17 protein-coding genes and 2 tRNA genes are annotated in these 14,302 nt (G+C 58.6%); 8 read left to right on the forward strand and 11 right to left on the reverse strand.

The window, feature by feature from the left end; translation table 11 throughout:
- Entirely contained in the window at positions 1–294 is a 294-nt protein-coding gene (locus SynMITS9220_RS01595; protein ID WP_186990302.1) for a hypothetical protein, read from the forward strand.
- Here the strand turns inward: SynMITS9220_RS01595 and ileS are convergent, their stop codons facing one another.
- On the reverse strand, positions 295–3,204 hold the full coding sequence (gene ileS, locus SynMITS9220_RS01600; protein ID WP_186990303.1) for an isoleucine--tRNA ligase: 2,910 nt from the start codon (positions 3,202–3,204) through the stop codon (positions 295–297).
- Between the two features lie 22 nt (positions 3,205–3,226).
- Positions 3,227–3,763, reverse strand: a complete 537-nt coding sequence (locus SynMITS9220_RS01605) for a Ycf66 family protein (protein ID WP_186990305.1) — start codon at positions 3,761–3,763, stop codon at positions 3,227–3,229.
- Positions 3,764–3,817: 54 nt separating this feature from the next.
- Between SynMITS9220_RS01605 and SynMITS9220_RS01610 the strand changes: the two genes are divergently transcribed.
- Together SynMITS9220_RS01610 and crtR are read left to right on the forward strand one after the other, a co-directional pair.
- Positions 3,818–3,899: transfer RNA gene (locus SynMITS9220_RS01610), tRNA-Leu, on the forward strand.
- A 54-nt stretch (positions 3,900–3,953) separates the two neighbouring features.
- Entirely contained in the window at positions 3,954–4,988 is a 1,035-nt protein-coding gene (gene crtR / locus SynMITS9220_RS01615) for a beta-carotene hydroxylase (RefSeq protein ID WP_186990307.1), read from the forward strand.
- Here crtR and gatC read toward each other — a convergent pair whose 3' ends face one another.
- From gatC to SynMITS9220_RS01630, 3 genes are read right to left on the reverse strand one after another with little or no spacing between them, the layout of a single operon-like run.
- Complete coding sequence (gene gatC / locus SynMITS9220_RS01620; protein ID WP_115126893.1) at positions 4,989–5,282, reverse strand: Asp-tRNA(Asn)/Glu-tRNA(Gln) amidotransferase subunit GatC; 294 nt, start codon at positions 5,280–5,282, stop codon at positions 4,989–4,991.
- On the reverse strand, positions 5,279–6,067 hold the full coding sequence (locus SynMITS9220_RS01625; RefSeq protein ID WP_186990309.1) for a creatininase family protein: 789 nt from the start codon (positions 6,065–6,067) through the stop codon (positions 5,279–5,281). The genes gatC and SynMITS9220_RS01625 overlap by 4 nt, the downstream gene beginning before the upstream one ends.
- A gap of 44 nt (positions 6,068–6,111) precedes the next feature.
- Complete coding sequence (locus SynMITS9220_RS01630; RefSeq protein ID WP_186991725.1) at positions 6,112–6,888, reverse strand: queuosine precursor transporter; 777 nt, start codon at positions 6,886–6,888, stop codon at positions 6,112–6,114.
- Between the two features lie 223 nt (positions 6,889–7,111).
- On the opposite strand from SynMITS9220_RS01630, the gene SynMITS9220_RS01635 reads away from it, so the two are divergent.
- Both SynMITS9220_RS01635 and SynMITS9220_RS01640 read left to right on the forward strand, forming a co-directional pair.
- Complete coding sequence (locus SynMITS9220_RS01635) at positions 7,112–7,789, forward strand: DNA-3-methyladenine glycosylase (protein ID WP_255483178.1); 678 nt, start codon at positions 7,112–7,114, stop codon at positions 7,787–7,789.
- Complete coding sequence (locus tag SynMITS9220_RS01640) at positions 7,758–8,798, forward strand: aspartate carbamoyltransferase catalytic subunit (RefSeq protein ID WP_186990311.1); 1,041 nt, start codon at positions 7,758–7,760, stop codon at positions 8,796–8,798. Before SynMITS9220_RS01635 ends, SynMITS9220_RS01640 begins: the two co-directional genes overlap by 32 nt.
- On the opposite strand, the gene SynMITS9220_RS01645 is transcribed toward SynMITS9220_RS01640, so the two are convergent.
- From SynMITS9220_RS01645 to SynMITS9220_RS01670, 6 genes are all read right to left on the reverse strand, one after another.
- A complete protein-coding gene (locus tag SynMITS9220_RS01645; protein WP_186990313.1) occupies positions 8,747–10,252 on the reverse strand; it encodes an NAD(P)/FAD-dependent oxidoreductase in 1,506 nt (501 codons plus the stop codon). The genes SynMITS9220_RS01640 and SynMITS9220_RS01645 overlap by 52 nt on opposite strands.
- A 78-nt stretch (positions 10,253–10,330) precedes the next feature.
- Positions 10,331–10,543: a DUF565 domain-containing protein gene (locus tag SynMITS9220_RS13490; protein ID WP_369818483.1), complete on the reverse strand. Its 213-nt coding sequence runs from the start codon at positions 10,541–10,543 to the stop codon at positions 10,331–10,333.
- 355 nt (positions 10,544–10,898) lie between these two features.
- On the reverse strand, positions 10,899–11,099 hold the full coding sequence (locus SynMITS9220_RS01655; protein ID WP_186990315.1) for a hypothetical protein: 201 nt from the start codon (positions 11,097–11,099) through the stop codon (positions 10,899–10,901).
- Between the two features lie 65 nt (positions 11,100–11,164).
- On the reverse strand, positions 11,165–11,317 hold the full coding sequence (locus tag SynMITS9220_RS01660; RefSeq protein WP_170951895.1) for a hypothetical protein: 153 nt from the start codon (positions 11,315–11,317) through the stop codon (positions 11,165–11,167).
- Between the two features lie 3 nt (positions 11,318–11,320).
- On the reverse strand, positions 11,321–11,482 hold the full coding sequence (locus SynMITS9220_RS01665; protein WP_186990317.1) for a PCP reductase family protein: 162 nt from the start codon (positions 11,480–11,482) through the stop codon (positions 11,321–11,323).
- 22 nt (positions 11,483–11,504) lie between these two features.
- A tRNA-Ala gene (locus SynMITS9220_RS01670) sits at positions 11,505–11,577 on the reverse strand.
- Positions 11,578–11,648: 71 nt separating this feature from the next.
- Between SynMITS9220_RS01670 and SynMITS9220_RS01675 the strand changes: the two genes are divergently transcribed.
- The 3 genes from SynMITS9220_RS01675 (at position 11,649) to psbO (ending at position 14,263) form a co-directional block, all read left to right on the forward strand.
- Positions 11,649–11,852 carry a DUF2555 domain-containing protein gene (locus SynMITS9220_RS01675; protein WP_186990318.1) on the forward strand — a complete coding sequence of 68 codons (204 nt, stop codon included), beginning with the start codon at positions 11,649–11,651 and terminating at the stop codon, positions 11,850–11,852.
- Positions 11,853–11,856: 4 nt separating this feature from the next.
- Positions 11,857–13,119 carry a bifunctional phosphopantothenoylcysteine decarboxylase/phosphopantothenate--cysteine ligase CoaBC gene (gene coaBC, locus SynMITS9220_RS01680; protein WP_186990320.1) on the forward strand — a complete coding sequence of 421 codons (1,263 nt, stop codon included), beginning with the start codon at positions 11,857–11,859 and terminating at the stop codon, positions 13,117–13,119.
- 322 nt (positions 13,120–13,441) lie between these two features.
- A complete protein-coding gene (gene psbO / locus SynMITS9220_RS01685) occupies positions 13,442–14,263 on the forward strand; it encodes a photosystem II manganese-stabilizing polypeptide (protein ID WP_115126883.1) in 822 nt (273 codons plus the stop codon).
- Positions 14,264–14,302 lie beyond the last annotated feature (39 nt).

Consider the following 14,302-nt stretch of genomic DNA (forward strand, 5'->3'; position numbering starts at 1 on the left):
ATGGAATCCACCGCCCTCGTTCAGGAGCTGGAAGAGCGCACGCGTCTGAGCCCTGATCGGGTGGTGAGGTTGCACGGGTTTGTGTTGGATGAGCCGTTTGAACTGTTGATCTTTCGTGGCTTCAGCAGCAGCACGACCCATCCCACAGCCTTTGATCCAGATGCATCGGTTCTCCCCGATGGCACGCGCTTGGATTGGGCGGAATTGCTGCAGGGCCCGCTGGACCCCTCCGGCGAAACCAGGCTTGTCGGGCCTGTGAATCCGGAAGACCTGCTGGCTCAGGCCAGCTGGTGATCAGCGACGATTCAGAACATTGCAACAGCGCCCGCACAGGGTCGGATGCTGGGTGTGCTGGCCCACATCACTCTCGTAGTGCCAACAGCGTTCGCATTTGATCCCACGGGCTCTGCTCACCTCGATGATCGCGGTGTCGTCCGTCTGGTCGGCGAGGAGTTCGGCCCAGGGCTCTCCTCCTAATTGCAGCTGAGAGACCAGCAGCCAGTCGCGCAGACCATCAGCCTCCGCATCGCCGTTCTCGTTCAACCAGTTGAGGGCTGACTCCAGCTCTGGATTGCGAGTTTCGATTCTGACGGCTGCCTCCAGCGATGCCCCCAGTTCCTGTCTGCTTCGGCAGTCCTCCAGAACTCTGTTCACCGCAGCACGCAGCTCTCGCAATCGCTGGATCGGTTCACTGAGGCTGGGATTGCGCCAGTCGGCTGGAACAGTTGGCCAACCGCGCTGGAAAATCGATGTCTCCTCTACCTCGTAGGGCAGGTTCTGCCAGATGTCCTCGGCCATGTGGCACAGCACAGGAGCGATCAGACCAGCCAGTCGTTCGATGATCAGCGACATCACGGTCTGACAGCTCCTTCGTCGTCGGTCGGAGGGTGCGCTCACATAGAGCCTGTCCTTGGCGATGTCGAGATAAAAGTTCGACAGGTCGGTCACGCAGAAGTTCTGCAGTAGTTGGAAGAAGCGGAAGAATTCATAGCTCTCGAACGCTTCCGTGATCTCATCCATCACCTCCGCAGTTCGCTGCAGCATCCAGCGGTCCAGCAACGGCAGCTTCTCCACAGGAATGGCGTCGTCGGCTGGATTGAAGTCGTGGAGGTTGCCCAGTAAGTAGCGGCTGGTGTTGCGCACCTTGCGGTAGACATCCGCGAGTTGGCGAAGGATGCCGGCACCGATCGGCACATCAGCGGAGTAGTCAACCGAGCTCACCCACAGGCGCAGCACATCAGCGCCGTAGGCAGGTTCTTGCTTCTGGTTCTTGCCGCCCTCGATGATCACCATCGGGTCAACAACGTTGCCCAACGATTTACTCATCTTGCGACCTTTTTCATCCAAGGCGAAACCGTGGGTGAGCACTCGCTGGTAGGGAGCATGACCATTGACTGCCACTGATGTCAGCAATGAGCTCTGGAACCAGCCGCGATGTTGGTCAGAGCCCTCCAGGTACAGATCGGCGGGATAGCCAAGGCCCTCTTGTTGGTTGGAGACTGCGGCCCAACTGGAGCCGGAGTCGAACCACACATCCATGGTGTCGGTGCCTTTGCGCCATTGCTCAGCCTGATCGGCATAGGCGGGAGGCAGAAGATCAGCTTCGTCTTTTTCCCACCACACATCGGCACCGTGTTCGGCGATCAGCGCTTCGATGTGCGCGAGGGTGTCGGCGTTGAGCAGGACGTCGCCTCCACTGCGGTTGTAGAAGACGGGGATCGGCACACCCCAGGTGCGCTGTCGGGAGATGCACCAGTCGCCCCGTTCCTTGACCATCGCCTCGATGCGGTTTCGACCTGAAGCGGGTGTCCACTCGACTCGATCGATGGCATCCAGGGCCTGCTGACGGAAGCCATCGACGGAGGCGAACCACTGTTCGGTGGCACGGAAGATCGTGGGCTTTTTGGTGCGCCAGTCATAGGGGTAGCGGTGTCCGTAGGCCTCCTGCTTCAGCAGTGCTCCTGCCGTCTCGAGCGCGTCGATGATCACTGGGTTGGCGTCCTTCAAGACATTGAGACCGGCGAAGGGTCCCGCCTCGTCCGTGAGCGTGCCAGCTTCGTCGACAGGGCACAGAACAGGTAGGCCATTTTTCTGGCCTGTGTGAAAGTCGTCGACTCCATGGCCTGGTGCCGTGTGCACGAGGCCTGTGCCCGATTCCGTCGTGATGTATTCACCGCCGATCACAACGGGGCTGGTGCGGTCCAGCAAGGGATGGCGGTACGTCAGTCCGGAAAGCAGCGCTCCCTTCACCGTGGCTTTGCGGACGAGTGGTCGCTCCAGCGTTGTGGCGAGGGAGTCGATCAGGTCAGCGGCCACCACAAGCAGCCGCCCCTCACCATCGTCGACGAGGGCATAGTCCAGGCGTTCATTGACGGAGACCGCCAGGTTGGCCGGAAGCGTCCAGGGGGTTGTGGTCCAGATCGCCACCTGAAGGGTCTTCCCGAGTGCGTCGGCATCACCGGGCAATTCGATGCCCTCTGTGCTGAGGGCGTCGCGCAGCGGTGCGGGTAGTTCAACCGCCGGGAAGGCGACGTAAACGCTGGGGCTGGTGTGGCCATCGGGGTACTCGAGCTCTGCCTCTGCTAGTGCTGTCTGCGAGCTGGGGCTCCAATGCACCGGTTTGAGACCCCTGTAGATGTGCCCTTTGAGCACCATCTCGCCGAAGACCTTGATCTGGGCCGCTTCGTAGTTCTTTTGCAGGGTGAGGTAAGGCTCTTGCCAGTCGGCCCAGATCCCCCAACGCTGAAACCCTTTCATCTGGCCGTCCACCTGCTTGCGGGCATAGGCGGCGGCCTTTTTGCGCAGCTTGATCGGTGTGAGCGCTTGGCGCTGATCCTGATCCATCGACTGCAGCACCTTCAGTTCGATCGGTAGGCCATGGCAGTCCCAGCCAGGGATGTAACGAACCTTGCGTCCTCGCAGGATCTGATATTTGTTGATCACATCTTTGAGAACCTTGTTCAAGGCATGGCCCATATGCAGGGGGCCATTGGCGTAAGGCGGTCCGTCGTGCAGGGTGAAGATCGGCCCTGAGTTCTGCAGGCCCAGCTTCAGGTCGATCCCGTTCTCACTCCAGAACGACTGCAGCTCTGGTTCTCGCTTCACGGCATTGGCGCGCATTCCGAAGCTGGTCTGCAGCAGGTTGAGCGTGTCCTTGTAGGAGGGACGTCCTTCGGCGTTGGCGTCGCGCGTCTCCTTGCTCACGGTTGGGCAGCTGCAGACGGAATTATCCGTCCTCGCTGGCCAAGTTGGGTGCCGTTGCTTCCTTGGGCTTCTCCAGGGTTGTTGAAAGTGCGTCCTCCGTGGTGTCTGGCTGATTGGAGTCCTCAGGGCGAACCCAGCGTTTGCCGCTGCGGCTACTGCCCTCTTCACGATTGTCAGCAGGTGGTTCGGGTTTCAGGCTGCCGATAGCAGCCTGCAGATTGGTCAGCAGTGTGGTGACCGACGTGCTGAGCTGTTGCGCGCTCGTCGCCCAACGTTCTTTTGACTGCAGTCGCTGTTGCTCCTCTTGGCTGAGTCGTTGCCAGCGTGATTGGGCCACCTCTGCGCCGAGTCGACTGATCAGCAACGCGCTGCAGATGACGGCGAGCATCGGTGCACCGCGCAGGCGGTCACTACTGGTGACCAAAACCAGGCCGAGCAGCAGCACAATGCCTCCCCAGATCCCGTCTCTGGGCCGACTCAGTTCCGTGGCGAGCAATGGCAGCAGCAGGACCGCCAGGCCCAACAGCAGACAAAGGTCTCCAGCGATTGTGGCCAGCATCAAGGAAGCAGCATGTCTGGGTGCATTCTGGTTGCCTGCCTAGAGTTGCAACCTGCCCATCTGGCGGAATTGGTAGACGCGCTGGTTTTAGGTACCAGTGGCTTCGGTCGTGGGGGTTCAAGTCCCCCGGTGGGCATCCGTTTCCCTAATTTGGTTCCACTTACTGCGGTCAGCCAATCTCCCCTCGTTGATGACACAGGCCCTCGGACAACCTGCAACGCAAGGCGCCCAGACTCGCCTGCGCTCTGTGCCGAGGGAATTCTTGGCACCACCTGCTGCGTTGAACCTCACCGTGGGGTTGTTTCTTGGTGGTTATGTGCTGGCCGCACTGACCATCTGGGGTTGGTTTGCGGCGGGATGGCCCCTACCAGTGTTGTTGGCAACCGGTTTTCTGGCTCTGCACTTAGAGGGCACCGTCATTCATGACGCCTGCCATAAATCAGCGCATCCTGTTCCCTGGATCAATCAGGCCATGGGGCATGGCTCAGCACTGTTGCTCGGCTTCAGTTTCCCTGTTTTCACCAGGGTTCATCTCGAGCATCACGCCCATGTGAATGATCCCAATAATGATCCGGATCACATCGTGAGCACCTTCGGACCTCTGTGGTTAATCGCTCCACGATTTTTCTATCACGAGTGGTTTTTCTTTCAGCGCAGATTGTGGAAGCGCTGGGAATTGATGCAGTGGGGTCTCGAGCGCAGTGTCTTTCTGGTGATTGTTGTTGCTGCGGCCAAATTTCAGTTTCTTCCCTTTGTCTTCAACTGCTGGTTTGCTCCAGCTCTCATGGTTGGAGTGACTCTGGGACTGTTTTTTGATTACTTACCCCACCGACCTTTTACATCGCGTAATCGCTGGAAGAACTCCAGGATCTATCCAGGCCGGCTCATGAATTGGTTGATCATGGGTCAGAACTATCACCTCATCCATCATCTATGGCCATCGATTCCCTGGTTTGATTACAAACCTGCCTATGAGGCAACCAAGCCTTTGTTGGATTCCAAAGGCTCCCCGCAGCGGCTGGGGATTTTTGAAACACGTCGCGATGGATATAACTTTCTCTACGACATTCTTGTTGGTGTTCGTAGCCATAAACGCCGTAGGGGAAAAATGCGCCGTGTCGCCAGATTCATGCCTTTGCGTCGGCTTCAAAGACCCTGGTTGGGATTCGTTAATGAGATTGCGATTAAAACCGAGTCAAAGCGTTCGTCCTCTTCCTCTCGCTGATCATTCGGCCAGGATTTTTGGCACTCGGAAGAAGTCTCCTTCTCTCAAAGGTGCCTGTTCCAGAAGTTCTTCTCGCACCTGGGTGGGTTCCACCTTGTCTGTTCTGGTGGCATTCACCACTTCCACCGCACGGGTGGTGGGAGGAACACCTTCGGTGTCCACGCCTTGGAGCTGATCCACATAATCGAGAATCCGCTCGAGCTGCCCTGTGTAGGTCGTGATTTTCTCCTCAGGCAGATCGAGGCGGGCCAGATGGGCCACCTTGCGCACGTCGTCGGCGGTGATCTTGCTCATGCAGCGGCGAGAAAAGTTTCCAGATCCTCGCGCAACGCCTTCGCTGCCGTGTTCAAGAGCTCCTGGCCGTGTTCTGGTCTGGCCAGAAAAGGGTCTGATCCCATGCGTCCGTCGGGGTAGCGGCGGCGGAAGTCCACAGGCCCATGAATTGATCCGCAGGGTGCTGGATCTGGCAGCGATCTCTGCTTGCTGATCAGGCTGTCGTGGAGATGCAGGGTGACGGCAATCTCGCTGGGGGTGGCGTGCTGTCCTTCGCGGTCGCCGTAGAGCTCACGGGCTCGCCTCATCACCGGACCGGCCATGAACCAGTTCGCCAGCCTGCAGCGCAAACGCGGGGCAACCTCCAGGTTGCGGCTTGCTGCGGTGCCATAGGCCTGAGCGAAGGCTGCCTTGCTTGTGGCGATGTTGCCGCCATGACCGTTCACCACAAGGATCCGCTCGAAGCCGTGGGTGGCCAGTGAGATCACAAGGTCATGCATCACAGCCAGCAAGGTTGCGGGCTGAAGGCTCATGGTGCCTGCAAATCCAAGATGGTGTTCGGCCATGCCGAAAGCTTGCACCGGTGTGACCAGGACGCCGCTCAGCCGTCCGAGCTCAAGTGCTACGGCTTCGGCGGTCAGGGCGTCGGTGCCGATGGCTCCTGTCGGGCCGTGTTGCTCAGTGGATCCAAGCGGAACAATGATTCCTTTGCAGCTCTGCAGGTACTGATCAACGTCAGGCCAGCTCTGCAGGGCCAGGCGAATGGCGTCGTTGTTAGCGGCCGGGCCGGGGAGGATGGATGGCATGCCGAACGTGGCGTTGGCTTGATGATCGATCGTGAGAGCTGGCTTTAGATCGGTTTCTCCAAGCCTGACAGCGGATTGGTGCTTGTCATCACTTGCATGCAGGGATCGTCATCGCCCCCGATCTCACTGCCGCTGTGGGGGATCTCAAGCCACTGTCTCAGTCGACCAGTGATCCAGATGAATGGCAGGGTGTCCGCTAGTGCAGCGGCCGACTTGAACAAATAGCCGCTGGCGATGAACGAGATCAGTTGCGGAGCCACCGGTTCGCCCGGACGCACGGGGAGAACGCCCGAGGCGTAATGGCTGATCAGCACCACAGCGCTGGTGTCCACCAACTGGCTCACCAGCGTGGAGCCGTTGTTGCGCAGCCACAGTGCCTTGCCTTTGCTCACCCTTTTCCAGAAATGGAACATGCGCACATCCACGAACTGAGCCGTCAGATAGGCAGCCATGGAGGCGATGACTGATCCGAAGGCCAGGCGTTGGATGTCGAAGAAGGTGGCATCAGGCGCGCCTTCCACTCCGGGCAAAACTCCTCCCAGCCAAAGGATCAGCACGACCCAGCCATTGAGCAGCAGGCCAACCCAAACCACCTGCGCGGCCCTCTTCTCGCCCCAGAGCTCACTGATCAGATCCGTGCAGAGAAAGGTGATCGGGTAAGGCAGAGCACCCACGGCCACCACAACTGGCCAGGAACCAATGTGCCCTAGTTCAAGGAAACGGGTCAGGCCAAGAATGTTGAGCATGCCCAGCGTCCCTAGAAACAGCCCGGCGAGCACCAGAAAGCAGAACTCACGCCGTTGCTGAAGCGCAGGATTCATCCGTGACATTGACCAATGCTTTCAGGCTGCCAGGTTCTGCGCGCGCTTGCTGTTGCCCTGACGTCTTGGTCGGGGGCCATCATGCTGCCAATCGCCAATTGTTTCGGAATTTTTGCAATCGGCCTAAGCACCTGAATCTCCACTGCGAAGCTGCAGGAAGCGCATTGACGCTGTTGCTCAAAGAACACTCATCGTCACTCAGCTCATTACTTCCAATTGCCCAGTGCTGCCCCAGACCTTCTTCTGCCGCCCTGCTGAGGTAGTGGGACCTGAGCTGGTGGGCTGCCGGCTGGTGAAACGTCAGGCAGATGGATGTTTGCTTTGGGGCGTGATTGTGGAAACGGAGGCGTATTCGCAGGATGAGCCTGCCTGTCACGGTTACCGCCGCCGTTCACCGCAGAACGAAACGCTGTTTGGTGAGCCTGGTCGGTTCTACGTGTACGTGAGCTATGGCATTCACCACTGCGTGAATGTGGTGACCGACCGTCCTGACTGGGCGAATGGAGTCTTGTTGAGGGCTGTGGCGCTTCCCGATGAACCCGAGCGGGTTGCGGCCGGACCGGGCCTGTTGGCCCGCCGTTTCGGAATCGATCGCCGTTGTGATGCTTTGTCGGTCTGTGGAGGCGGTGATCTCTGGTTGGCCTCTCGCCCCGCCGAGCTGAGTGAACCTGCTGTGGTCACCACCACCCGGATCGGGATCAGTCAGGGCGAAGAGCTGCCTTTGCGCTGGTACCTGCAGGCCAGTCGCAGCGTTAGCAAACGGGCTCGCGGGGATCGTTCCCCGAAACCCAGTGAAGCCTTGCGACCCAACCCACGCTGGGCAGCTGAGCTGTGCGCCTCTACGATGGGTTCCAGTGAGGTGAGGCCAGTTGAGCGCCTGGACACACCGACACATCCTTGATCTCGCGGCCTTTTCGTTAGAGGACTTCGCGACTGTTCTGGAGTTGGCCCATCGCTTCAGATCGATGCCGGCCACAGGTGCTCGTCGCCTGCCTGCGCTGCAGGGTCGCTTGGTGGCCACCCTCTTTTTTGAGCCCAGCACGCGGACCCGCAGCAGTTTCGAGCTGGCTGCCAAGCGCCTTTCTGCAGACGTCTCCAGTTTTTCGCCTTCCAGTAGTTCGCTCAGCAAGGGGGAATCACTGCTCGATACCGCCCGCACCTATGTGGCGATGGGCGCCGACATGCTGGTGGTGAGGCACCGCTGTACTGGTGTGCCTCGGCAGCTGGCTGAAGCTTTGGAGCGCACGGGTGAGCGCACCGTGATCCTCAATGCCGGTGATGGCCTGCACAGCCACCCCAGTCAAGGACTGCTGGATCTCTATACGCTTGCTCATCACTTTGATGCCAGCAATCCGCGCCCCGAGGCTTTGCGAGGTCGTCGGATTGTGATCGTGGGAGACATCCTGCACTCACGTGTGGCGCGCTCGAATCTCTGGGCTTTGACGGCTTGTGGCGCAGAGGTCGTGCTCTGCGGTCCGCCCACTTTGCTGCCAGATGCGTTCGCCGATTTCCTCGCTGAACCACCTCCAGGCCAGGCCAGCGATCCTGTTGACAAACGCGGGTCGCTGACGATCTGCCGCGACCTAGATGCCGCACTCAAGGGGGCGGATGCGGTGATGACCCTGCGCTTGCAGAAGGAACGCATGCGTCAGCACCTGCTCAGTGGGCTTGATCGTTACCACCGTGATTACGGTCTCAGCCATGAGCGATTGGCTCGATGCGGAGCCTCAATCCCGGTACTGCACCCTGGCCCGGTCAACCGGGGGGTCGAGATGAGTGGGGCCCTGCTTGATGACCTGAACGCCAACCTGGTGGAGAGTCAGGTGAGCAATGGAATCCCAATCAGGATGGCCTTGCTTTATTTGATGGCAGCGGCTGAATCCTCTGTGGACTCTCCTGCTTTGGGTTGAGGCGAAAGACCGGAAACCTGATTGGAGTAGTAGTCCATCGCTGCCCTCAGTGCTGCTCCGGGCTCTGAGATGGATGGGCCTACTCCTGGTGCCATCGGGAACGCAGCATCCGGTGCGTCCAAGCCCATGTGCTGACTAGGCATGCCCGTCAGCAACATCGAAGCTCTGGCCTGAGAGACCACCGCAAAGATCCATTTCAGGAGCAATGAGAAGCGATTCTCCTCATTGGGCATGAAGGCGAGGTGAGCAGCGGCCCAAAGCAGCCAGCCAAGACCGCCCTTGAATTTGAATCCACGCAAGTCTGCGACCGCATCGACACGATCCAGTACGGCCATGCTGCCGAAATCAAACCAGCTGAAGTTCGGCCGTGAACCTCCGGCCACAATTGCGGCGATGTCTTTGCCCACAAACCCTCCGGCCTGGGTTGCAGGTCCTGCCATTCCAGGCAGCTGATTTCCATCTCGAGTGTGCTTGTAGCAGCAGAGATCGCCCACCACCCGGATCTCGGGATGATCCTTCATGGAGAAATCTGGCTCCACAATCACGCGGCCAGCACGGTCCGTCTTGCAGCCCACGGAATCCGCCAACTTGCGGCCGAGATGAGATGGCCGTACTCCGGCGGTCCAGATCACGGTTGCTGCCTGCAGCTTGAGCTCACCATCCGGCGTTCCCACAATCACTTCACCGGGTTGCATGCTCTGCACACGCCCTTTGAACAGAAACTCCACACCGAGAGCCGACAGAGTTTTCTGTGCAGCCTGAGATAGCTCTTCCGGCATCGCTCTCAGTACGCGGTCGCCTGGGTCGACCACAACGATCCTGGTGTCTTCCAGATTCAGCTGGCGGAATTCCTTGCGCATGGCATTGCGCATCAGCTCCGAAGCGGCCCCAGCCATTTCGCAACCGGAGGGCCCTCCTCCAACGATCACGACGGTCTGCAGGAAACGACGTGCCTCAGGGTCAGGAGTCTGTTCGGCCTGCTCCATGGCCATCAGCAGACGCCGCCGAATCTCCTCGGCGTGTTCAAGAATTTTCATCGGTGGGGCAAAGGTCCGCCACTCTTCATGGCCGAAGAAGGTGCTTCCCGATCCTGTTGCCAGCACAAGGTGGTCATAGCTGTAGGCCTTGCCGCTGAAGATGATCTGCTTGTCTTCAGCCTTGATCTCAGTGACTTCACCAAGCAACACCTGCACATTGCTTTGGCGTCCAACCAGCTGCCGCAGCGGAGTCGCTACATCACCACTGGAGACCAGTCCCGTCGCAACCTGATAGAGCAGAGGTTGGAACAGATTGAAGTTGCGTTTGTCGATCAGGGTGATGCGAACGTCTGCCTTGGCCAGAGCCTTGCAGGCACGAACACCCGCAAATCCGCCGCCCACAATGACGACGTGGGGCGCGTGTCTCAGACGCTCTTCGGGTGGATCCAGCTCGAGGTAGTAATGCTCTCCAGCCATGGATACAACCTTGACAATCTGAATTCAGCGTATGGATGCCAAACAGTTTTGTCTGCGCCTTCAATCACTTGAAGCGGATTAAAGCAACTTGAATCCCTCTAGTAGGAGGCCATAAAGCAGCCCAATTCGTGTCATGTCGAGCAATTGTCGACCTAAGTGACTGCCGCGATCTTTGGCCCAGTGCCTTCTCGCTCTCACCATCAGTTCCATCAGCCCCACGGTCAGCATCGCTGCCACAGGGTCCATCAGATTGAGAGCACCAGAGACGGAAGCAACGCCGTTCCCGATCATGAAACTTCCTGTTAGCGCGATGAGCAGGAGTGATGTTCGTCTCCATGGATTCGTCGCCCACAGGTCCAGCCTGGTCGCAGCTTCTCCGAATGTTCGCTGAAGTCGAGTTGCTTGAAGACGCGCTGTCAACTTTGCAACCTCTTCAAAGAGAGGCAGGGACAACCACCGATGATCCCCATCACCCGGCCCGAACCCTGCACTTCAATGTATACACCATCTATGGGGTGTTTGCCTCTATCAACCGCTACATATTGAGGCTTTTGATGCAAAAAGCCCAAAATTGTCCGGTTGATGACCTGGTTGTTTTCGCAGAAAAGCCTGAACAGCTCTGCTTGGCAAGTGGAAACTTGAAGATTCAGTTGGATTCAGCTTTTGCTTTGCGAGAGCTTTTGCCTTCGAGTAGTTCAAGTAGCGCTTCCATTTGGGCCATGACGCCTCGCACTTCACCGGCTTCTGGCAGCAGGCCGTCTTCCATGACGCCCTGATGCATTTCGCGGAGTTCCTGGCGGATGTAGCGCAGATGGCTCACTACCTGTTCTCTTTTCGACTGAGACATCAATCGTGGCTTTCTCAGCCTCTCTTTTACCGCATGGCCTGAATGAACGCTCTCAAGTGCGTTAATCAGCGGCGGGAAAGGCCACCTGCCAAAAGAATCAGACCGTAGGTCAAAAGAGCGGAAGGTCTGACGAGCACTGAAAGACAGGCCGTGATGCTGAGCGCCAGCAGCAGTGAAGGCCTGATCGCCTGTCGATAGCCAAGCGTGGGCCTGATCATGATTCAGCGCTTCGCAAATTTCGCCCTGGCTTCGGCGTAAAACGCTGAATCGATGAAGTCGAGCTGGCACTCCTGTGCCATTGATTCAATTCTGCGGCGAACGGCTGGTCGCACAAAAAAAGGAACTTCCTTGAGCGACTGTTCCGCATCAGCACTCCAATTCAACCTTGATCTCATAAGACCTCGATGGAGAATAGGGGATTTGAACCCCTGACCTCTGCGGTGCGATCGCAGCGCTCTACCAGCTGAGCTAATTCCCCGGACAGAGCAACTTAGCGCCGGTTTTCCAACGCACTCGAAGGCAAAATGATCATCAGTGCTTCATGCCTGCATGCTGATCACTCCGGAGCGACTGGCTTCATTTGATGAGGCAGCTGTTGCGACACTGGCGCGCCGTTTGGAGTACGACGACTACCCAACCCCCTTTGAAGGTCTGAATGACTGGCATCTCTTGAGAGCCCTCGCCATTCATCGACCGGAGCTCACCGCTCCATACGTCCATTTGATCGATCAGGAACCCTTCGACGAGGACTGAGCCAATGCCGGGGCTACTCAAAGGACGACGGGTGCTGGTCGCTGCCTCTGGGAGTATTGCGGCTGTCAAGACTCCGCTGTTGGTCAGTGCGCTTGTGCAGGCCGGGGCTCAGGTCCGCTGTGTGCTCACTGAAAGTGCTGCCCGTTTGGTGAGCCCGGTGGCTCTGGCAACGCTCAGTCGTCAACCCTGCCTGCAGGACGCCGACCAGTGGGACCCTGCGTGCCCTCGCCCACTGCATATCGAACTGGCTGAATGGGCGGATCTCGTGGTGGTGGCCCCGCTCAGTGCAACATCACTGTCCCGCTGGGTGCAGGGTGATGGTGAGGGATTGCTGGCCAGCCTTCTTCTGGCTTGTGAGTGCCCAGTTGTGGCGGCGCCAGCGATGAACACAGCCATGTGGACACACCCAGCTGTGCAGCGCAACTGGGGCCTTCTGCTAGACGATCCTCGAGTGCTGCCCCTGGCGCCTGAGGGGGGTCTGCTCGCCTGTGATCGTCTGGGTACGGGCCGTATGGCTGATCCCGTCAGGATTGAACTGGCTGCCGCCAGCGCCCTCTTGCAAGCCGATGCTGAGGGCCACCTCAAATCCGACTGGCGCGGGAGACATGTGCTGGTGAGCGCCGGGCCAACTCTGGAAGCTTTGGACCGTGTCCGCGTTCTCTCTAACCGCAGCAGTGGCCGCATGGGTGTTTTGTTGGCTCAGGCCGCTCATCTGCGCGGTGCCACCGTTGATTTGGTGCATGGCCCGCTGCAAGTTCCACCGTCCTGGTTGGAAGGTCTGCAGTGTCATGCAGTGGTGGGAAGTGCCGCCATGGACGACAGGATCCAACAGCTGCAGCCGAAAGCAGATGCGGTGTTGATGTGCGCTGCTGTCGCCGATTTGCGCCGTACCAGTCCCACTGATGTTGAGAAGCTGCCGAAAGACCAGCTGATTGAGTCGCTGGAGGGTGGTTGGGAGCCAGTGCCTGATCTGCTTCAGTCACTGGTGAGCAGGCGCCCCGCGGGTCAGTCTGTGCTGGGTTTTGCCGCCCTGACAGGAACCGATGAGCAACTGCTTGAGCTCGGCCGCCGAAAGTTTCAGGCCAAGGGCTGTGATCTGTTGATGGTCAATCCTGTCGACCGAATCGGTCAGGGGCTCGACAGTGATCAGAACGCCGGCTGGCTTTTGGGTCCAGGCGATCGCCATCAGGTCTGTCCCCTCGAAGACAAGCTCGTGTTGTCTCATCGCTTGCTGGACCGACTGTCAGAGATCAAGCAGCCCTCTTGATCAAGCATCCCTCTTGACCAAGCAGCCATATCGGCGGGATCCTGCTCAAGAAGGTCGATGCATGTGCGCAGTTGCAGGCGGGCGATAGAGGGCCAGCCGCTGCTGCGATCCATCGTTTTAAGCAATGCGAACAGCTTTGGGCGGTTCCTGAAGGCTTGCCCGAAACGCATCGTCCTGGATGGTTTCACTGCCGTTGTGTTGCATGGAGAACACTTCACGTTGTTGAGACGTGCAAAAGGCAAGCCGGTGCGGCCGTTTGACACCTGTAAGATCCGCCTGTCCGGTGGACTTCGTCTACAGCCGGCGTTTCGGCTTTTCCTCCATGCGCATCCGTCCTCTGCTGGCCCTTGTGCTGGCTTTCTGTCTGACCTTCGTCACTGCCTGCAGCGGAGATGCTCAGGCAGTTGATCGCTCGAACATCACGTACGACGACATCCGTAACACCGGCAAGGCGAATGATTGCCCCACGCTGCCTGAATCCGCACGTGGTTCCATTCCGCTGACTCCCGGCAACGACTATCAGCTGACTGCGATCTGCATGCATCCCAGCCAGGTCTTCGTCAAAGGTGAGCCTGCTAATAAGCGTCAGGAAGCCCAGTTCGTTGAGGGCAAGATCCTCACCCGTTACACCTCAAGTCTTGACCAGGTCTACGGAGACCTCGTTGTCGGTCAGAACGGCCTCTCCTTCAAAGAAGAAGGCGGTATTGACTTCCAGCCCATCACCGTTCTGGTTCCCGGTGGTGAGGAGTTCCCGTTCACCTTCTCCAGCAAGAACCTCAAGGCTGAGGCTGAGGGCGCTGCCATCACCACCAGCACGGACTTCGAAGGTGAGTACCGCACACCGAGCTACCGCACCAGTAACTTCATCGATCCCAAGGGTCGTGCTCTCACAACCGGTGTGGACTATCCCCAGGGTCTGATCGGCCTCGGTGGTGATTACCAGAAGCTCGATAAGGAAAACAAGAAGCGCTACATCGACGGTCAGGGTGTGATGAGCCTGTCCATCACCAAAGTCGATCCCGAAACCGGCGAATTCGCTGGAGTGTTCTCCGCCATTCAGCCTTCCGACTCAGATATGGGTGGTCGTGAAGTTGTTGACGTGAAGATCACCGGAGAGCTTTACGGCCAGCTGGAAGAAGCCTGATTGCTTCAAAACAGTTCGCTCAGCAACGAGGGGCTTCGG

The sequence above is a fragment of the Synechococcus sp. MIT S9220 genome, assembly GCF_014304815.1.
GTDB lineage: Bacteria > Cyanobacteriota > Cyanobacteriia > PCC-6307 > Cyanobiaceae > Synechococcus_C.